The organism is Endozoicomonas euniceicola (assembly GCF_025562755.1).
GTDB classification, from domain to species: Bacteria; Pseudomonadota; Gammaproteobacteria; order Pseudomonadales; family Endozoicomonadaceae; genus Endozoicomonas_A; species Endozoicomonas_A euniceicola.
In genome coordinates this window covers 568,129-586,395 of record NZ_CP103300.1, presented here as the reverse complement: position 1 = coordinate 586,395, position 18,267 = coordinate 568,129, and the positions used below count along the sequence as shown (strand labels likewise).

Here is an 18,267-nt window from a genome sequence, read left to right as displayed (position 1 = left end):
CTCCAAAAACGGGTCTTTAAAAGTGTTGTTTTTGCTATTCAGTTTTATCGATTCATCCAGGGAAGCTTGTCCAGATCGACATTACCACCGGTCAGGATGACGCCGATTCGCATTCCCTTAAAGACCTCCGGGTTTTTGAGAATAACGGCAAGAGGAACGGCGCTGCTGGGTTCTACAACGATTTTCATACGCATCCAGATAAGCTTCATAGCGGCGACTATTTCTTCTTCTGTGGCCGTTAAAATATCGGTTACGTGGTTTTTGACAAAGTGCCAGGTCAGATCTTTCAGGGGAACTTTAAGGCCGTCAGCAACTGTATTCGGTGCATCATCCGCAATGATATGACCCGCCTTAAACGAGCGTGCCGCATCATTGGCATTAAGAGGTTCAGCCGCATAAATTTTTATATCCGGGGCAATATTGGACAGTGTCAGACAGGTGCCTGAGATCATGCCGCCCCCGCCAATGGGTGCAACGACAGCGTCCAGCTGTTCTACCTGTCGGTTCAGCTCCATGCTACACGTCGCTTGTCCGGCAATAACCCGTGGGTCGTTATAAGGGTGAACAAAGTCGGCGCCGGTCTCTGCGACTACTTCAGCAAAAACCGCTTCCCTGGAACTGGTAGACGGTTCGCATTCAATAATGCTGCCGCCGTAACCAAGCACGGCATTTTTCTTTGCCTGGGGAGCCGTTCGGGGCATGACTACGGTGACAGGAACACCCCGCTGGCCGGCAGCGTAGGACAGTGACAAAGCGTGGTTGCCTGACGAGTGAGTGGCCACCCCTATTTGTGCTTTTTCCTCCGATAAGCCAAACACAGCATTGCAGGCACCACGAACTTTAAAGGCCGCTGCTTTTTGCAGGTTTTCACATTTAAAAAACAGTTCGGCACCGGTCAGTTCGTTCAAAAAACGGGAAGTTAATACCGGTGTTTCATGTATGTAAGGTTTAATTCTTTCCCGGGCGATGAGCACACTGTCATAACCCGGAATATTTGATGGTGGGGTTATCGCTCCCATAGTTTCCTCTGGAGAGTTTCCTTTGGTTATTTTTGCTATTGCAGTAACAGGACATGAGCGGATTCAGGTTCTGCTGAAGCTTTTTGATAACAAGGTCACTGTATGAATAACCGGGAAGCAGGGCAAACAGAATGGCTTTCATAATGTGAAAACGACAGGGGTTTAATAAAGAGGCAATTAACAAAGGGGTGATCAGAAACCTGTCTACCCTGAAAAGGTTAATAACAAGAGGGCAACTAAAGATGGCAAAGAAACTGGTATTGCTGTGTCTCCTGTCTATTTGTCCCCTGGCAAAGTCTTACCAATACAATTTGGTTTTTTTTGATACCAGGCCTGAAGTACTGGATCACGTCCCTGCAAAAATTTTTTACCTGAACGGCCAGTGGTACTTTTCTTCTCCTTACGACCTGTACAGAGTCTGGTATTTTTATTTTACCGGTAACAGACGTACTCCACATGCGATGGTGGTGGCTTTACTGGATAGTCATAATCGACCCTACATAATATATGCCGACATTCAGAGTACTACTGCTGAGGCTGAAGCCGGGTCTAATTCAACCTTCGCAGGGGGGAATATGGGGTGTTTTTCTGTGCCACTTCCCTTATTGCGATGAAGAATTACGGGGGGGCAGTCTCTGCCCGGGGCTGAGTAGTTACAATAACTTTTCCATCATGTTGTCTGACCATGATTGTCTCTGTTGACTTAGTTAAATGAGTAAACACTTGAACCGGTGGCCTTTCTTTATCAGGTGAGCTGATACAGCTTACGCTGGTTGTTGCGGAGGAGCCTGGGCCAGAGTTAAAAGAGTGTGTTGTTGTGATGGTTCCGGTGGACTCTTGAGTGGATACGGTTATATCAGGCGTATTCGGGGCTGTGTGTTCCTGTCGTATGTGCTTTTTGAGTCTACGTTTTAGTATAGAACCATATCCACAGACTGGGCAAAGGAACATTTGTCCTGTATGGGTTCGCTCGTGGTCACTGAGATGCTCCTTCCGTTTAAATGCCATTCCACAGGTTTCACAAACATGTGGCCTCACGTCTGCATGGGATCGCACGTGCCTGTTTAAATTAGACGGATCGGCAAAACTTCTTCCACAGGAATTACAGCTATATGGCTTTTGGCCTGTATGGGTTAGCATGTGTCTGGTTAAACCACCGGACTGGGAAAAAACTTTTTCACAGACATTGCATCTATATGGCTGTTCGCCTGAATGGACTCGCATATGGCTGATGAGTGTCGTGTGGTTCCGACACTTCTTGCCACATTCTGAACATATAAAACCTGGCATACCAGAACCTCTTTTGCTGCCATTAATGTTCCGGGTTCAAATCATAAGCCTGTTTCTGGAAATCATTGAAAACGGGAAATACACGGTAAATTATAGTGTTTTCTGTGCTGTCTCGCACATTGCGGCAGCGACTAATCGTCGTGTTATTGCAAGCGTTCACTGGAAGTCCCGAACTGTTCTTCATACCACGCCAGCTCCAGAAGATTGAGAACCTGCTTTAAAACCGTTGCGTCAAATCCGGCGGCCAGCTCAACACGAAGCCCGCCGGGGCTGACAAGGGTGATGCCTGTTTCCGGTGTTTTCTGAGGTTCTGGCTCTTGTGCGACAGAAACACGGATCAAAAAGGGGTGAACTGAGTAAACAAGAATTAGCCGAAATACAGCCTCACATCATTCGCCACCCTGAGTTAAAGAAATGGGGTGTGACAATTGTACCGGAACCGCTAAATTGTTGATTACCACTCCCCTAAGGTATATTCTGCTGTGAAACTCCGTTCTCCCCATGACGGTAGGGGCAAGCAGCATTTCCCGATCAAAGCCTTCATGGCTAAAGCAGTGACGGACACCGATAAAAATAATGAAAAACCCAAAACCAGGCGCCCGGATTCAGGTGATAGACCGGGCTGCGGCATTGCTTGAGGCAATATCACGCTACTCTATGCCGGTCACATTGAAAGCTCTTAGTGCGGATACCAATCTGGCACCTTCTACCGCTTGTCGTATATTGCGTTCATTGATTGATAATCGCTTTGTCGAGCAGGACGGGGCAGGCAAATACCGGCTAAGTGGCCGGTTTATAGTCTCCTGCCATGACCGTTCCAGTCTTGATGAAATTCGCACCATAGCGGTTCCCTATATGGAAAAACTGCGAGACCGCTTCGGGGAGACCATCAATCTCACCAGCCGGGAAGGCGATGTGGTGATTTATATTGAAAAAGTGATTCCGAACCGGATGATGAATGTTCAGCAGATTATCGGTAGTCGTGCGCCTTTGCACGTTACCGGCGTAGGGAAGCTGATGTTAGGCCGGGAAGGACAAAAAGGCATTGCCGGCTATGCGCAACGGACCAACCTGCCCAGCTATACCCGCAAAACTTTTTCAACACTGGAAACTCTGGAGCAAGAATGCCTGAGCTGTATTGAGCAGGGTTTCGCCTATGACAATGAAGAAGCTGAAACCGGCGTGGGATGTATTGGTGTTCTGATCTATGGTCAGTACGGTGAAGTGATTGCCGGTCTGTCGGTATCAGCTCCGATCATGCGCAGAAAAGATGAGTGGGTTGACGATCTGGTTGCTACGGGGAAACAGCTGTCAGCCATGTCAGGCTATGTGGAAAAAGCACATTCAGGCAGGTAATCCTATGGCTCGTTCAGAGCGTACGACAAAGGCAACCGGTAAAGGACAGAAAAAAGTTCGCATTATTCTGGAAGCGGCTGAAATACAGTTTGCATTGAATGGCTTTCGTGGTACTACAGTACAGGATATAGCAGACCAGGCTAAGCTTCCGAAGCCCAATGTTCTCTATTATTTCGCCAGTAAGGAAGCTATTTATAATGCTGTTCTGTCCGATATCATTGATCTATGGAACCTTGAGCTGGACGATATTCACCCCGACGATGATCCGGCAGAATCCCTTGAGCGCTATATCCGGTCAAAAGTAGAAGTGTCGCGTAAATACCCGATAGCCAGCCGGTTGTTTTCCAGTGAAATCATTCACGGCGGGTTCATGCTGTCCGGAACGATGAAGCAGGCGACCATGGACTGGGTTGAAGAGAAGACAGCTGTCTTTCAGTACTGGATTCACAACAAAAAAATTGCCAGCGATATTGATCCCACTCACCTGCTGTTCCTTATCTGGGGTGCCACCCAGCACTACGCAGACTATGAGTCGCAAGTGTGTTCGATTATGAAAAGAAAACGTTTGAGGAAAAAAGACTATGACCTTGCCGCCGATACGCTATGCAAGGTCATATTGAGAGGGTGCGGACTCCGTTGACCGGTATTACACTCCAAAAACAGCAAACTTCAGGGCAAACATAGCAGCCAGTACCCAAACGCTGATACTGACATCTTTTGCCCGACCTGCCAGTACCTTAATGACCGGATAAGCGATAAAGCCCAGGGCTATACCGTTAGCAATGGAAAAGCTGAGGGGCATCATGATGGCCGTAATCAGCACTGGCCCGGCTTCGGTCAGGTCACTCCAGTCAATCTGGGCCAGACTGCCCGCCATCAATATTGCCACATAAATCAGTGCGCCAGCGGTGGCATAGGCTGGAACCATCCCTGCCAGTGGAGACAGGAACATGCACAGAAGAAACAGAATGCCAATCGTGACCGCAGTCAGCCCGGTACGTCCGCCTGCTGCAACGCCAGAGGCGCTCTCTACATAAGACGTCACTGTTGGTGTACCCAGCAAGGCACCCACCCAGGATGCGGTACCATCTGTAACCATTGCCCGGTTCAGGTTATGCATATTGCCCTTGTCGTCTGCCAGTCCGGCCTTGTCGCCTACTGCAATCAGTGTACCGGTGGTATCAAACAGATTTACAAACAAGAAAGCAACCAGCACACCGATCATATCCGGCTTTAAGGCTCCCATAATGTCAAGCTGCCCAACCACCGGCATAATGCTTGGGGGCATAGACGACACGCCAGTAAAGGATACCTCTCCGGCCACCAGGGCAATCAGTGAAACCGCGGCAATAGCAATCAATACCGATGCTTTAATACCGCGAAATGCCAGACCCAGTATCAGTACCAGACTGACACACGCCATCAGCGGGCTGAACTGTGTAATATCACCGAGGGTAATGATGGTGCCGGGACTTGTTACCACAATACCGGCATTTTTCAGGCCGATCAGGGCGAGAAAGAGGCCAATGCCGGCAGTGATGCCCGCTCGTAACCCCTTGGGAATGCTGTTAATAATCCACTCACGAACTTTGAGCAGGCTCAACAGCATAAAGCCGATCCCGCCCCAGAACACAGCCCCCATGGCCTGTTCCCAGGAGTACCCCATACCCAGTACGACGGCATAGGCAAAGAATGCGTTCAATCCCATACCGGGTGCCAGCCCTACAGGCCAGTTGGCGTACAAACCAATGGCAATGCTGCTTAAACCAGCAACCAGACAGGTTGCCGTGAACAGTGCACCTTTATCCATGCCGGCGTCGGACAGCATGGAAGGGATGACAAAGACGACATAGCACATGGTGATGAATGTGGTGAACCCGGCCACCAATTCTGTTTTGACAGTAGTGTTGTGCTGTTTCAGTTTGAACACCCTGTCCAAAAGCGAATTTTCCTGATCGTCAGCAGATGATCTCAGTCCGGTTATGTTCATACAAACCTCTGGTTTTATTGTTGTTATTGTTCATCCATGAGAAATCAGCGAACGTCGTCTTTAGCATCAACCTGATTTGATGGATTGCGTTCGCTGAAAAATTCGGGATAATCAAAGCTTGCTATTTCTTGACCAAGTAGTCAAATTCTAAAAAAAGAAGAACAGCAGAATAATAACAATAAGGAATCATGCCATCGTGATCAATTTTCTTCTTAACGACAAGCCTGTCGAAGTCAACGAAACAGCTTCTGATACTACGGTTCTGGACTATCTCAGGGGTAATGCCAGCGGCAGTCAGCAGCGAAAGACTGGCACCAAAGAAGGTTGTTGTTCAGGTGATTGCGGAGCCTGCACCGTCGCTGTCGGAGAGCCCGAAGGCGATCAGGTTCGTTATCGAACCATGAACGCCTGTATTGCGCTGATGCCATCACTGCACGGCAAGCAATTGTTGACTGTTGAAGACCTCGCCGAGGGCGAGCAGTTACACCCGGTGCAGCAGGCACTGGTCGATCACCATGCTTCACAGTGCGGCTTTTGCACCCCCGGCATCGTCATGTCACTGTTTGCTCTGCACCATGAAAACCCCGAAAGCAAACCCGATGTCCTTGAAGCGCTGGGAGGCAACCTGTGCCGCTGTACAGGCTATCGGCCACTGGTTGATGCTGCCCGTGAACTGGCTGAGAAGAAACCCAGCGATGTTTATCATCAAAACCGAACGACGATTGCCAATCAGCTGAACGCCATGAAAGTTGATGAGGGTTTCTTAGCTAATGGCAGCTTTATTCCTGACAGTGAAGATGAACTGGCTGAATATCTGGAAGCTAATCCCGATGCACGATTGTTAGCTGGGGGGACCGACCTGGGGCTGGAGATCACTCAACAGCTGAAACGCCTTAAAAAACTGGTTGTGGTGGGTCAGGTAAATGACCTGCAAACTATTGAACAGCACGACAATGAACTGGTGCTTGGCGCGGGCGCTACCTACCGGAATATCGAACCCGTTCTTCAGGGACATTTCCCGGAATTTGCTCAAATGCTGAAACGTCTGGGTTCCCAGCAGGTGCGTAACCAGGGAACGCTTGGCGGGAATATCGGTAACGCTTCGCCGATTGGTGATACACCACCGGTGTTACTGGCTCTGGATGCGTCCATTGACTGTCGAAAGGGCAAAAGGATTCGTAACCTGCCGCTGAATAAATTCTTTCTGGACTATAAAAAAACCGACTTGCAGGAGGGCGAGTATATCAGCCGGATACGTATTCCGCTGAAACCCCACGACCTGAAAGTCTACAAACTCAGTAAACGCTATGGCGACGATATTTCAACCGTACTGGCAGCCATCAATCTGGTGACTGACGACGATGGTATTGTGGTTTCGGCAAGGATTGCTTTTGGTGGTATGGCAGCAATACCCAGAAGGGCGTTACGTTGTGAACAGATATTGCAGGGACAGACTCTGGATGAAGCGACCCTGGCCAGGGCGCAGGCAGCATTGGAAGAGGAGTTCCAACCAATGACAGATGTCAGGGCCAGCAGCGAATACCGGATACAGGCGGCCTGTAATTTGCTTGAGCGTTACTTCAGAGAGTCCGCTGGCCAGAACATGAGGATTATCTACCATGCGTAAATTACCCGACGTTGCCAGTATACCTCTGGCCGGTAATCCGGATGCCGGTGCAAACAGCGGCATCAATCAACTAAAGGGGCATCGCTCTGCCAGACACGACAGCGCTCACCTGCATGTTACCGGCAAGGCGACCTATATTGATGACCGTCCGGAAATGGCAGACCAGCTTCATGCCGGTTTCGGCCTGTCCACCCAGGCATCGGCTGAAATTGTCAGTATCGACCTTGATGAGGTCAGAGACAGCCCCGGTGTCGTGGCTGTGATCACCATTGATGATATTCCCGGCCATAAAGATATTGGCCCCGTTTTCCCCGGAGATATGCTACTGGCGGATGGGAAAGTAGACTACGTTGGACAGCCTGTTTTTGCCGTGGCTGCTATCTCTCACAGACTAGCCAGAGAAGCAGCCACCAAGGCCCGTATCGAGTATCGCCCGCTGGACAAAATTCTGGGTGTTGATAGGGCCATGGAGCAGAGCTCTTTTGTTCGCCCTGACCACACTATGAAGAAAGGGGACGCTGATACGGCGATTGCCCGGGCACCGGGACAGGTCAGTGGGGAGATGACTAATGGCGGTCAGGAACACTTCTATCTCGAAGGCCAGATTGCTAGTGTTATTCCTCTGGAGGACGGCCAGCTCCATGTTTATACCTCCAGCCAGCACCCCTCTGAGGTTCAGAAATTGGTTGCGGAAGTGATCAATGTGCCGCTGAGTAAGGTGGTAGCAGACGTCCGCCGTATGGGCGGTGGTTTTGGCGGTAAGGAAACCCAGGCGGCAGCGCCCGCCTGTATTGCCGCTGTACTGGCAGTAAAAACCGGTAAGCCGGTTAAGTTTCGTGTAGAACGTCAGCAGGACATGATCTCCACTGGCAAACGTCACCCGTTCCGCCATCGTTATCAGGTAGGTTTTGAGCAGGACGGACTGCTGGCCGGGGTTGATATCGAAGTGGCGGGTGACGCGGGTCATTCACCGGACCTGACCGATGCGATTGTTGACCGGGCGATGTTCCACAGTGATAACGCTTATTATCTCAACAATGCCAGAGTGAAAGGCTATCGGTGTCGTACTAACACCGCCTCTAATACCGCTTTCCGTGGTTTTGGTGGCCCACAGGGTATGCTGGTTATTGAGCGCATTATGGACGATGTGGCACGGGCCACAGGGCAAGACCCACTGGATGTGCGACTGAAAAATCTTTATGGCATTGGTGACAGAAATACCACCCACTACCATCAGAAGGTTGAACACAATGTTCTGCATGAACTGATTGGCAGACTTGAAAAGAGTTCTGACTACCGGGAACGACGGAAAGCCATTACCGCCTTTAACGACAGTAGCCCGGTATTGAAAAAGGGGCTGGCACTGACTCCGGTAAAATTTGGTATTTCATTTACTGCCAGGCATCTTAATCAGGCTGGCGCGCTGGCCCATGTTTACACCGATGGTAGCATTCAGATCAACCATGGCGGTACAGAAATGGGGCAGGGGCTTTACACCAAGGTGGCGCAGATTGTCGCTAACGAATTCGGAGTATCGCTGGACCAGGTACAGGTGACCTCTACCCGTACCGATAAAGTCCCCAACACTTCCCCGACTGCCGCATCCAGTGGCGCTGACCTTAATGGTAAGGCTGCGCAGGATGCCTGCCGGAAAATCCGGAACCGGTTGACACGCTTTGCGGCTGAACATTACCAGGTGCCAGAAGATAAGGTGGTTTTTGATAACAACTCCGTCGTCATTGACGGTAAGCCAATGCCGTTTTCAGAGTTTGTTCAAATCGCCTATTTGAATCGCATCTCGATGTCCAGTAATGGCTTTTACAGCACGCCTGAAATTCACTATGACCGTGAAACGGCCAGTGGCCGTCCATTTTACTACTTCGCCTGTGGTGCCTCGGTGTCCGAAGTGACGGTCGATACCCTGACGGGAGAATACAAAGTCGAGCGGGTAGATATTCTTCATGATGTCGGTCGTTCACTGAATCCAGCCATCGACCGGGGACAGATTGAGGGGGGCTTTATTCAGGGGATGGGCTGGATGACCACGGAAGAACTGGTGTGGGACGACAATGGTCGTTTGCTCAGTAACAATCCGGCGACCTATAAAATCCCAAGCATTGAAGATATGCCGCCGGTATTTAATGTTGAGTTGTTTGAACAGGCTAACCCGGAACACACCATTTACCACTCAAAAGCGGTGGGTGAGCCGCCTTTTATGCTGGGAATGTCGGTCTGGGCGGCTATTCGGGACGCTGTCTCCAGCCTGTCGGGCTATCAGGTCAACCCCAATATTAATGTGCCCGCTACTACCGAGCGTGTTTTGAAAGCCATTAACGAGCTGAAATATCATGGGGTCACAAAGCCTGAGCATGAAGGGCAGGAGGTCATGGCGAATGTGGATTGACGCGGTTTCTGAACAGCAACGCAAGGGGGAGCCCAGCGTACTGGTGACTATACTCGGTACGGCAGGCTCGGCTCCGAGAAAAACAGGGAGCAAGATGCTGGTGACGGCGGAACAGAGCTTCGACACTATTGGTGGCGGACACCTGGAATACCTGATCATCCAGAAAGCCCATGAGCTGTTAGCCAGTGGCAGCCGGGAACCTGTGCTGGAACACTTTCCCCTGGGGTCAAAACTGGGTCAGTGTTGTGGTGGTAGTGTCAGCGTACTGCTGGAACCTTTATCTGGTTGTGATTTTCATATTGCGCTCTTTGGCGCGGGTCATATCGGCAAATGCCTGATCGATGTGCTGGCACCACTGGATTGTCAGATTACCTGGATTGATAACCGGCCGGAGCTGTTTCCGGAAACGGTACCCGACAATGTCACCCTGTGCGTCAGTGAACAGCCGGAACAGGAAGTTGAAGACTTGCCTGATGACGTGTACAGCCTGGTGGTTACCCATAACCATCAGCTGGACTACGCCATTGTTGAGGCGACCCTGAGACATAATAAAAGTCACTGGTTAGGTGTGATTGGCTCGGAGACAAAGGCCCGGCGTTTTCAGCAACGTCTGGAACATCGGGGGCTTTTCACCGATGAGCAGGTTCAGCACATGCGTTGTCCGGTAGGCATTGATGCTGTTGGTGGTCGCAAGCCTGCGGAAATAGCCATTGCCATAGCAGGGGAAATATTGTCGGTCCGTAATGGTTCCAGAAGTACGCAGAAACGCAAGCGGGAAGGTATTCCATGGCAGAACCTGAAAAGCCTGCTGACGACGGACAAGACAGAAGCCGAGGTTGAGAGAGCCTGAGTGACCAGGCTCAGTTTTAAAGTCTCGCGGGCTCAAACCTGAGGTATTTTGTAAGGGTGTTTCTCGTACCAGTGACGGGCAATCTGTTCTCTGGTACAGAGCCACACCCGTTCCTTCGATTGCACATAGTCCAGAAAACGTGCCAGGGCCGCTGTCCGTCCCGGACGTCCTGCCAGACGACAATGAAGCCCTATTGACATCATTTTGGGTGTCGTTTCACCTTCTTCGTACAAGGTATCGAAAGCATCTTTCAGATACTGGAAGAATTGCTCACCGCTATTAAAGCCCTGGGCGGTGGCAAAGCGCATGTCGTTACAATCCAGTGTATAAGGTATCACCAGTTGCGGTCTGCCGAAGCGGTCATCCCAGTAAGGCAGGTCATCAGCGTAGCTGTCCGCGTGGTATAAAAAGCCACCTTCCTCCACCACCAGTTGTTCGGTATTCGGGCTGCACCGACCCGTATACCAGCCGGTAGGACGCTGACCGGTTATCCGGGTATGCAGACGAATAGCTTCGTGCATGTGCTCACGTTCCTGTTCTATATCGTGGAATTGATAATCGATCCATCGAAAGCCATGGCACGCCATTTCCCAGCCAGCTTCCTGCATGGCTTTAACGGCCTCTGGATGGCGGGCAATCGCCATTGCCACCGCATACACAGTGATCGGAATATTCCGTTGCGTAAACAGCCGGTGCAACCGCCAGAAGCCCGCCCTGGAGCCATACTCATAAATGGACTCCATACTGATATGGCGCATGCCCTGATGGGCGGGCGCACCGATGATTTCTGACAGAAAAGCCTCAGAAGCTGAGTCGCCGTGAAGAATATTATTCTCTCCACCTTCTTCGTAATTGAGCACAAATTGTACGGCAATTTTACTGTTGTCTGGCCATTCCGGGTGCGGCGGGGTGGCTCCGTAGCCGACTAAATTTCTGGGATAGCTGGCGTGACTAAATTCCATAACGAGTTCCTGTTTTTTTATTGTTGTTAGTGTTTTTTGTCACCGGGGATGAAAAAATCCTCTTGGATGGATGTTGCATATCCCCCGCTGTTTGTGGCATAAATTGACAGTCAATTATTGACCAAGTGGTCAGAATATCGATTCCATCTTAGCAATATTTTAATAATAAAAATAACAATGGATTCTTAATGAAAGTGGATCTTGAACAAACGCCTGAGAGTCAGGCAGAACACCTTGCTCAAACCCGAATTAATCTTGCAGCCCGCGCCCTGGGGGGTGACGTGCTCTCTTGCAGCGATGATTTTTTCGCTGAGAAAGACAACCTGTTACTGGCCAGCGACCCGGTTTTTCTTCCAGAGAAATTTACCGCTTATGGCAAGTGGATGGATGGTTGGGAGTCCCGCCGCCGTCGTGATGGCAAGAATGACTGGGTTATCATTCGCCTGGCAGTAACAGGGAGTGTCGAAACCATAGAGGTTGATACACGACACTTTAAAGGCAATGCGCCGGGGGCCGTACAGCTGGAATATATTGCCAGTGATACCGACCCTGATGAGAAGACCCTGTGGCAGCTTCTGGCAGAAAGAACGGAGGTCAATCCCGACACCAGAAACCTGATTACTCTCGCCCGACCGGCTCGGGCCAGCCATATTCGACTCACCATGATTCCTGACGGTGGTATTGCCCGGTTGAGGGTCTATGGCTCCATTGAGCTGGAGAGCCAGAACCGCCTGCCGGGAGAGCCTGTCGATACCGCAGCCATTATGAATGGTGGTCGTTCTGTCGACTGCAGTGATTCTTTTTTCAGCTCCATGCAGAACTTGCTGCTGCCAGGGCGGGGCGTTGATATGCACGATGGCTGGGAAACCAGACGTCGCCGTCAGGGTGGGCATGACTGGATGGTTGTCAGGTTGTCAGTGCTAACACAGATCAAGCGGGTTGAAGTGGATACCCTGCACTTTAAGGGTAACTACCCGGATCATTGCACGATTGAGGCCTGTCGGTCAGCCGATGAGCAACCGGATGACAATACGCAATGGGTTACTATCCTTCCGGAACAAAAACTTCACGCCCATCGCAACCATACCTTTTTAAAGGAGCTGGAAAACACCGGACAGCTGTACACTCATGTCCGGCTTAATATTTTTCCTGACGGTGGTGTATCAAGGTTCCGTGTGATTGGTTATGAGGCAGGCCAGCTATGACCAGGCCCCCTATGACTCTTGAGCAGCTTAATGCACTGGCTGACTCGGAAGCACGGGATTTTTTTACCCATTGCTGTACCAGTCTGCGCTGGGCTCAGGGTATGGTGTCGTCGCGTCCTTTTGCCAGTCATGAGGAGCTGTTGGCTAAAGCGGATGACTGTTGGCAGCCCTGTGACAGAAACGACATACTTCAGGCGTTTGAGGGGCATCCGAAAATAGGCGACATAAATAGTCTGAAAGCAAAGTATGCGAACACCTCGAAGATAGCCGGCCATGAACAGTCTGGCACTGTAGGTGCTGATGAGAAGGTTCTGACGGCACTGGCTGAAGGTAATCAACGTTATGAAGAGCGTTTTGGTTACCTGTTTATTGTCTGCGCCACTGGGAAGTCAGCCGCTGAAATGCTGGCCTTACTAAAGGAACGGCTGAATAATTCGCCTGATAATGAGCTTATTATCGCTGCTGCGGAGCAGCAGAAAATAACCCGGATTCGACTGAATAAACTGATTGGCGAAGCTGTTTTAACCCCTTAATAGCTTGTTAATCACAATAACAATAGAACGTTGGATATATGACAGGTATCAGCACCCATATTTTAGATACAGGAACAGGCTACCCGGCTACAGGTGTTCCTGTTTCCCTTGAACGACAAAACGCGGATGGATGGAGTCCGGTTGGTGAAGGAATAACGAACGACGATGGACGAATCACCAGTCTGGCCTCTGAACAGGAGAACCTGGAAGCGGGCGTTTACCGTTTGCAATTTGCGATTGAAAGCTATTTTCAGAAACAGGAGGTGAACTGTTTTTACCCGGAAGTGACGGTTGTTTTTAAAGTCAGTGATGATCGGCATCACCACATTCCTCTGTTGTTATCGACTTATGGTTACTCGACCTATCGGGGTAGCTGAACCGGTATTTGCTGTTGTGCTTATTAACATTGCCTGATAATAAAAAAGAGAATAAGGCCTATATGGATACAGTTTTAACGGCTCAGGCTCTGGCGGCCGAGCCTTTGACGCAAGCCGCTTTTGCGCCTTTCGGGGATGTTGTTGAAGCCAGGGGGATACCTCTGGTGATTAACCAGGGGCGCTGTTACAAGTACTGTGACCTGACATCGGTCAGCACTGACAGGGACGGTCACTCCTCAGTTCATATTTTTAAAACCTCTGCTATCCGCCAACCCTGCAAGCTTGATCTTTTTGAACGTCACCCGTTGGGTAGTCAAACGTTTATGCCCCTGGAAAAACAGCGTTTTCTGGTGGTCGTGGCTGAGAGTTCTGACAGTGATGAACCTGATCTGAGCACCCTCCGCTGTTTTCTAACCAATGGTTCCCAGGGGGTAACTTACCGGGCCGGGGTCTGGCACCACCCGCTACTGTCACTGGATATTCCGTCAGATTTTCTGGTGCTGGATCGCGGCGGACCGGGCCATAATTGTGATGAGGTTCCCATGCCTGAGGGTGCTCATTACACCGTGGAGGTCAGGGATTATGAGTAACGCTGTCGTATGGAAGGCTTCTGTTCTTCATTTCCTTGAAGATCCTGACTCTGCATCGGTAAACGATGCCTGCGAGTACTTTGAAGACGGTGCGCTTCTGGTGGTTGACGGTCATGTACTCATGTGCGGGGCGGCAAAGGATGTCATGAAAGACTTGCCGCCAGGCTGTGAGGTGCAGGACCTGACGGGAAGGCTAATCGTTCCGGGTTTTATTGATACCCATGTTCATTATCCGCAGCTGGAAGTGCTCGCCGGTTGCGGTGTGCAACTGCTTGACTGGCTGAACCAGTATACCTTTCCGGCTGAAAGACGTTTTTCTGACCGTGACTATGCGGATGAAGTGGCTGGTTTTTTTCTTGACCAGAGCCTCAGTCATGGCACCACGACGTCGCTGGTGTTTGGTACCGTCAGCCCAACGTCGGTTGATGCTTTCTTTACGGCCGCACAGGCGCGTAATCTCCGCATGATTGCCGGTAAGGTGATGATGGATCGTAATGCGCCCGACTATCTTCTGGATACCGCCGAAAGTAGTTACGACGACTGTAAAGCTCTTATCCACCGCTGGCATGGCAAAGACCGGCTGGCCTATGCGGTGACCCCACGCTTTGCTCCGACTTCAACCCCGCAACAGTTAGAGGTGGCAGGCCGACTGCTGCAGGAACATGAAGGCCTCTATCTGCACACACACTTGTCAGAAAATCCGAAAGAGATTGAGTGGGTCAGTGAGTTGTTTCCCGACAGCAAGAACTATCTGGACGTTTATGACCAATATGGGCTGTTGGGGCCAAGGTCGGTTTTTGCTCACTCCATTCATCTGTGCGATCACAGTTGGGAACGGATGGGAGCATCCGGTTCATCCATAGCTTTCTGCCCGGGGTCCAATCTGTTTCTGGGCAGTGGTCTGTTTAATCTCGGGAAGGCCAGGCGTTGTGGCATTCCCACCGGACTGGGTAGCGATGTCGGTGGTGGCACCGACCTGTGCCTGCTCAACTCAATGAAAAGCGCTTATCAGGTATCTCAGTTGCGCGAGGAAACCATCTCTCCGCTTCAAGCCTTCTACCTGGCAACTCTGGGCGGGGCCAGGGCTCTGCATTTATCGGATCGGATTGGTAGTTTTCGCAGGGGCAACGAAGCTGATTTTATTGTGCTTAATCCTGAGGCAACGCCAATGCTACGTTTCCGGACAGAAAAGACAAAAACATTAGAAGAACTACTGGGCGTACTGATGGTGATCGGCGATGACCGCGTTATTGAGTCCACCGTCATTATGGGCCAGGAAGCTTTCAGGAGAGATTGATTATGGAGTTTTATATACAAGAGTGGCTGAATCTGCTGGTTCGCTGGCTGCATATTACGACAGGGATCGCCTGGATTGGTGCTTCCTTTTATTTCAACTGGCTTGAAGGGCGGCTGGAGACAGCCTCTCCCAATAAAAAGAAGGAAGGTATTAAAGGAGAGCTCTGGGCGGTTCATGGGGGGGGATTTTACGAAATAAACAAGTATCATCTGGCTCCGAAAACCCTGCCGAAAACCCTGCACTGGTTTAAGTGGGAAGCGTATATCACCTGGCTCAGTGGTATGGGGCTGCTCTCCATTATTTATTACTGGGGTGCAGAGAGCTATCTGCTGGCACCAGAGTCTTCTCTTTCTCCCTTGCAGGCAGTGACGATCAGTATTGTCAGTCTGCTGGCTGGCTGGCTGATTTATGATCTGCTCTGTCGCTCGCCGCTGTTTGATCAGGAAGTGGCATTCAGCCTGATTCTGTTCGCTTTAATCACCTTTGCAGCCTGGGCCTACAGCCAGATATTCAGTGGTCGTGCGTCGTATATCCATGTGGGTGCGCTGATGGGGACAATGATGGTGGGCAACGTATTCCGGGTGATTATACCGTCCCAGCGCAAACTGGTGACTGCGGCTGAGAACGGCGATGAGTCCTTTGATCCTGACATTGCCCGACACGCCCTGCTGCGCTCAAGACACAACAACTATCTGACCCTGCCATTGCTGTTTATTATGATCAGTGGCCACTACGCCATGACTTATGGCAATGAGTGGAACTGGCTTATCCTGGCGACTCTGGCAGCCGCTTCTGTACTGGTGCGTCACTTCTTTAACCGCAGGAATCAGGGTGCGGTGTTACCCTGGCTCTGGCCGTCAGCCGCCGTCATGATGCTGACCCTGGCTTTTGTCATCAAGCCTCAGGCTGTGGCTCAGGTGCCCGTTGCGGAACAACCTGCTTTTGATGAGGGTAAGGTGGTTGAGGTGGTTAACGCGCGCTGTGCTACCTGCCACAGTAATGAGCCCAGTGACGTCTTGTTTCAGTCGCCTCCGGGGGGCCTGGTATTTCTGGATTATCCATCCATTGTCAAAAAAGCAGACCAGATCTACGCTCAGTCTGTGCAGACACAGATCATGCCACTGGCTAATCGCTCAGGCATGACCGTTGAAGAACGACAGTTTCTTGGGCAGTGGTATCAGCAATTAGAGAAGGAAGGCAAGTGAGCATTTCATCCTTTTATCCGCCGCAACGGATACTGATGGGTCCTGGCCCAACAGACGTACATCCGAAAGTTTTGCAGGCGTTGAGTCGCCCGACTATTGGGCACCTGGACCCGGCATTCATTGGTATGATGGATGAAGTCAGGACATTATTACAATATGCGTTTCAAACCGAGAACGGCTGCACCATGGCGGTGTCCGCGCCGGGTTCTGCTGGTATGGAAGCCTGCTTCGTTAACCTGATAGAGCCTGGTGACAAGGTGGTGGTCTGCATTAACGGGGTATTTGGCAATCGGATGGCCGAAAACGTTGTACGTTCGGGCGGGCAACTGGTGAAGGTTGAAGATGACTGGGGCAGACCGGTCAGCCCGGATAAGCTTGAGGAGGCTCTCAAAGCACACCCGGATGCCAGAATCGTTGCGTTTGTGCATGCGGAAACCTCAACCGGGGTGTTGTCTGATGCTAAAAAACTCTGCTCACTGGCAAAACAACATAACTGTCTGAGCATTGTGGATGCGGTAACGTCCCTGGGTGGCGTGCCGTTGTTCGTGGACGACTGGGGGATTGATGCCATTTATTCAGGCACGCAGAAATGTCTGTCCAGTGTTCCGGGTATTTCCCCTGTCAGCTTCAGTGATGCCGCGGTTGCTAAGATCAAGGGTCGGAAAACACCCGTACAAAGCTGGTTTCTTGATCAAAGTCTGGTCATGAGTTACTGGGGAGGGAAGCAGAAGCGTAGCTATCATCATACCGCACCGGTCAATGCGCTTTATGCAGTGCATGAATCGCTGCTTAACCTGCGGGAGGAAGGGCTAAGCAACGCCTGGCAGCGTCATGCAGAGCAGCATGAGACCTTGCGACTTGGCCTGGAAAAACTGGGGATTTCTTTCATCGTTGATGAAGCCTGCCGACTGCCGCAGTTGAATACGGTGGCTATACCGGATGGTGTGGATGATGAAACCGTGCGATCCCGTTTGCTGGACCATTATAATCTGGAAATTGGCTCAGGCCTGGGGGCATTTACTGGCGAAGTCTGGCGGATTGGTCTGATGGGCTACGGTGCGCGAGCAGAGAATGTTGCCCTATGTCTGCGTGCTCTGGAGGAAACGCTGAATTGATCGTATCTGTTTAGCAGGAAAGACATAAAGAAAAAGCCGGAACAGTCATGTACCGGCTTTTTCAAAGAATCATCGAATCAAACGCCAGGCTTAGAAACGACGACCACCTTCGCGGTTGCCACCACCCTGACGGCGTGGGCGCTCAGTAGCAACGCTTACACGCATGTCACGGCCAGACAGGTTTTGACCGTCCAGAGCCAGAGCTTCGTTAGCGTCGGCGTCAGAAGCGAAGGTGACAAAAGCAAAACCACGTGAACGACCGGTTTCACGATCCAGGATGATTTTAGCTTCCTGGATTTCACCGAATGCCCCAAAGGCTTCTTCCAGCTCTTGCTCGGTTGCTGAAAAAGCCAGGTTACCGATGAACAGTTTGTTTTTCTGTTGCATTGTTAATGCATCTCCTAGGACGTTTGTATGCTTCTCTGTCTACCTTCAAAGCATCAATCG

Annotated in this window: 19 protein-coding genes; 13 read left to right on the top strand and 6 right to left on the bottom strand. The window is 50.8% G+C overall.

Annotation, left to right across the window (positions count from 1 at the left end):
• Nucleotides 1-44: 44 nt before the first annotated feature.
• Nucleotides 45-1,019, bottom strand: a complete 975-nt coding sequence (gene bhcB, locus NX720_RS02155; protein WP_262599098.1) for a beta-hydroxyaspartate dehydratase BhcB — start codon at nucleotides 1,017-1,019, stop codon at nucleotides 45-47.
• A gap of 242 nt (nucleotides 1,020-1,261) precedes the next feature.
• On the opposite strand from bhcB, the gene NX720_RS02150 reads away from it, so the two are divergent.
• Nucleotides 1,262-1,633, top strand: a complete 372-nt coding sequence (locus tag NX720_RS02150; RefSeq protein WP_262599097.1) for a hypothetical protein — start codon at nucleotides 1,262-1,264, stop codon at nucleotides 1,631-1,633.
• A 4-nt stretch (nucleotides 1,634-1,637) separates the two neighbouring features.
• On the opposite strand, the gene NX720_RS26920 is transcribed toward NX720_RS02150, so the two are convergent.
• Both NX720_RS26920 and NX720_RS02145 read right to left on the bottom strand, forming a co-directional pair.
• Nucleotides 1,638-2,243: a C2H2-type zinc finger protein gene (locus tag NX720_RS26920; protein WP_404831132.1), complete on the bottom strand. Its 606-nt coding sequence runs from the start codon at nucleotides 2,241-2,243 to the stop codon at nucleotides 1,638-1,640.
• Nucleotides 2,244-2,452: 209 nt separating this feature from the next.
• Complete coding sequence (locus tag NX720_RS02145; RefSeq protein WP_262599096.1) at nucleotides 2,453-2,650, bottom strand: hypothetical protein; 198 nt, start codon at nucleotides 2,648-2,650, stop codon at nucleotides 2,453-2,455.
• A 235-nt stretch (nucleotides 2,651-2,885) separates the two neighbouring features.
• On the opposite strand from NX720_RS02145, the gene NX720_RS02140 reads away from it, so the two are divergent.
• Both NX720_RS02140 and NX720_RS02135 read left to right on the top strand, forming a co-directional pair.
• Entirely contained in the window at nucleotides 2,886-3,665 is a 780-nt protein-coding gene (locus tag NX720_RS02140; protein ID WP_262599094.1) for an IclR family transcriptional regulator, read from the top strand.
• Between the two features lie 4 nt (nucleotides 3,666-3,669).
• On the top strand, nucleotides 3,670-4,305 hold the full coding sequence (locus tag NX720_RS02135) for a TetR/AcrR family transcriptional regulator (protein WP_262599092.1): 636 nt from the start codon (nucleotides 3,670-3,672) through the stop codon (nucleotides 4,303-4,305).
• A 6-nt stretch (nucleotides 4,306-4,311) separates the two neighbouring features.
• Here the strand turns inward: NX720_RS02135 and NX720_RS02130 are convergent, their stop codons facing one another.
• A complete protein-coding gene (locus tag NX720_RS02130; RefSeq protein WP_262599091.1) occupies nucleotides 4,312-5,655 on the bottom strand; it encodes an NCS2 family permease in 1,344 nt (447 codons plus the stop codon).
• A gap of 196 nt (nucleotides 5,656-5,851) precedes the next feature.
• Here NX720_RS02130 and xdhA point away from each other — a divergent pair, with 196 nt between their 5' ends.
• From xdhA to xdhC, 3 genes are read left to right on the top strand one after another with little or no spacing between them, the layout of a single operon-like run.
• Entirely contained in the window at nucleotides 5,852-7,282 is a 1,431-nt protein-coding gene (gene xdhA, locus NX720_RS02125; RefSeq protein ID WP_262599088.1) for a xanthine dehydrogenase small subunit, read from the top strand.
• On the top strand, nucleotides 7,275-9,686 hold the full coding sequence (gene xdhB, locus NX720_RS02120) for a xanthine dehydrogenase molybdopterin binding subunit (protein ID WP_262599087.1): 2,412 nt from the start codon (nucleotides 7,275-7,277) through the stop codon (nucleotides 9,684-9,686). Before xdhA ends, xdhB begins: the two co-directional genes overlap by 8 nt.
• On the top strand, nucleotides 9,676-10,536 hold the full coding sequence (gene xdhC / locus NX720_RS02115; RefSeq protein WP_262599085.1) for a xanthine dehydrogenase accessory protein XdhC: 861 nt from the start codon (nucleotides 9,676-9,678) through the stop codon (nucleotides 10,534-10,536). Before xdhB ends, xdhC begins: the two co-directional genes overlap by 11 nt.
• Before the next feature lie 32 nt (nucleotides 10,537-10,568).
• On the opposite strand, the gene puuE is transcribed toward xdhC, so the two are convergent.
• On the bottom strand, nucleotides 10,569-11,498 hold the full coding sequence (puuE, locus tag NX720_RS02110; protein ID WP_262599084.1) for an allantoinase PuuE: 930 nt from the start codon (nucleotides 11,496-11,498) through the stop codon (nucleotides 10,569-10,571).
• Between the two features lie 188 nt (nucleotides 11,499-11,686).
• Between puuE and alc the strand changes: the two genes are divergently transcribed.
• From alc to NX720_RS02075, 7 genes are all read left to right on the top strand, one after another.
• A complete protein-coding gene (gene alc / locus NX720_RS02105) occupies nucleotides 11,687-12,703 on the top strand; it encodes an allantoicase (protein ID WP_262599082.1) in 1,017 nt (338 codons plus the stop codon).
• Nucleotides 12,700-13,236 carry a 2-oxo-4-hydroxy-4-carboxy-5-ureidoimidazoline decarboxylase gene (gene uraD, locus NX720_RS02100; protein WP_262599081.1) on the top strand — a complete coding sequence of 179 codons (537 nt, stop codon included), beginning with the start codon at nucleotides 12,700-12,702 and terminating at the stop codon, nucleotides 13,234-13,236. The genes alc and uraD overlap by 4 nt, the downstream gene beginning before the upstream one ends.
• Nucleotides 13,237-13,274: 38 nt before the next feature.
• On the top strand, nucleotides 13,275-13,613 hold the full coding sequence (uraH, locus tag NX720_RS02095; RefSeq protein WP_262599080.1) for a hydroxyisourate hydrolase: 339 nt from the start codon (nucleotides 13,275-13,277) through the stop codon (nucleotides 13,611-13,613).
• A gap of 62 nt (nucleotides 13,614-13,675) precedes the next feature.
• The gene (locus NX720_RS02090; RefSeq protein WP_262599079.1) at nucleotides 13,676-14,203 is read left to right on the top strand and encodes an ureidoglycolate lyase; all 528 of its coding nucleotides are present in this window, start codon (nucleotides 13,676-13,678) and stop codon (nucleotides 14,201-14,203) included.
• The gene (gene guaD, locus NX720_RS02085) at nucleotides 14,196-15,500 is read left to right on the top strand and encodes a guanine deaminase (RefSeq protein WP_262599077.1); all 1,305 of its coding nucleotides are present in this window, start codon (nucleotides 14,196-14,198) and stop codon (nucleotides 15,498-15,500) included. Before NX720_RS02090 ends, guaD begins: the two co-directional genes overlap by 8 nt.
• 2 nt (nucleotides 15,501-15,502) lie before the next feature.
• Nucleotides 15,503-16,705 carry a urate hydroxylase PuuD gene (locus NX720_RS02080; RefSeq protein WP_262599075.1) on the top strand — a complete coding sequence of 401 codons (1,203 nt, stop codon included), beginning with the start codon at nucleotides 15,503-15,505 and terminating at the stop codon, nucleotides 16,703-16,705.
• Nucleotides 16,702-17,820: a pyridoxal-phosphate-dependent aminotransferase family protein gene (locus NX720_RS02075; protein WP_262599073.1), complete on the top strand. Its 1,119-nt coding sequence runs from the start codon at nucleotides 16,702-16,704 to the stop codon at nucleotides 17,818-17,820. The genes NX720_RS02080 and NX720_RS02075 overlap by 4 nt, the downstream gene beginning before the upstream one ends.
• Nucleotides 17,821-17,910: 90 nt before the next feature.
• Here NX720_RS02075 and NX720_RS02070 read toward each other — a convergent pair whose 3' ends face one another.
• Nucleotides 17,911-18,207: an RNA recognition motif domain-containing protein gene (locus NX720_RS02070; RefSeq protein WP_262568285.1), complete on the bottom strand. Its 297-nt coding sequence runs from the start codon at nucleotides 18,205-18,207 to the stop codon at nucleotides 17,911-17,913.
• Nucleotides 18,208-18,267 lie beyond the last annotated feature (60 nt).

Coding starts and splice junctions, on each gene's coding strand:
- NX720_RS02070 (WP_262568285.1), bottom strand. CDS start 18,207: ATGCAACAGAAAAACAAACTGTTCATCGGTAACCTGGCTTTTTCAGCA.
- xdhC (WP_262599085.1), top strand. CDS start 9,676: ATGTGGATTGACGCGGTTTCTGAACAGCAACGCAAGGGGGAGCCCAGC.
- NX720_RS02140 (WP_262599094.1), top strand. CDS start 2,886: ATGAAAAACCCAAAACCAGGCGCCCGGATTCAGGTGATAGACCGGGCT.
- NX720_RS02080 (WP_262599075.1), top strand. CDS start 15,503: ATGGAGTTTTATATACAAGAGTGGCTGAATCTGCTGGTTCGCTGGCTG.
- NX720_RS02130 (WP_262599091.1), bottom strand. CDS start 5,655: ATGAACATAACCGGACTGAGATCATCTGCTGACGATCAGGAAAATTCG.
- guaD (WP_262599077.1), top strand. CDS start 14,196: ATGAGTAACGCTGTCGTATGGAAGGCTTCTGTTCTTCATTTCCTTGAA.
- NX720_RS02135 (WP_262599092.1), top strand. CDS start 3,670: ATGGCTCGTTCAGAGCGTACGACAAAGGCAACCGGTAAAGGACAGAAA.
- xdhB (WP_262599087.1), top strand. CDS start 7,275: ATGCGTAAATTACCCGACGTTGCCAGTATACCTCTGGCCGGTAATCCG.
- uraH (WP_262599080.1), top strand. CDS start 13,275: ATGACAGGTATCAGCACCCATATTTTAGATACAGGAACAGGCTACCCG.
- alc (WP_262599082.1), top strand. CDS start 11,687: ATGAAAGTGGATCTTGAACAAACGCCTGAGAGTCAGGCAGAACACCTT.
- uraD (WP_262599081.1), top strand. CDS start 12,700: ATGACCAGGCCCCCTATGACTCTTGAGCAGCTTAATGCACTGGCTGAC.
- NX720_RS02150 (WP_262599097.1), top strand. CDS start 1,262: ATGGCAAAGAAACTGGTATTGCTGTGTCTCCTGTCTATTTGTCCCCTG.
- NX720_RS26920 (WP_404831132.1), bottom strand. CDS start 2,243: ATGCGAGTCCATTCAGGCGAACAGCCATATAGATGCAATGTCTGTGAA.
- NX720_RS02090 (WP_262599079.1), top strand. CDS start 13,676: ATGGATACAGTTTTAACGGCTCAGGCTCTGGCGGCCGAGCCTTTGACG.
- puuE (WP_262599084.1), bottom strand. CDS start 11,498: ATGGAATTTAGTCACGCCAGCTATCCCAGAAATTTAGTCGGCTACGGA.
- bhcB (WP_262599098.1), bottom strand. CDS start 1,019: ATGGGAGCGATAACCCCACCATCAAATATTCCGGGTTATGACAGTGTG.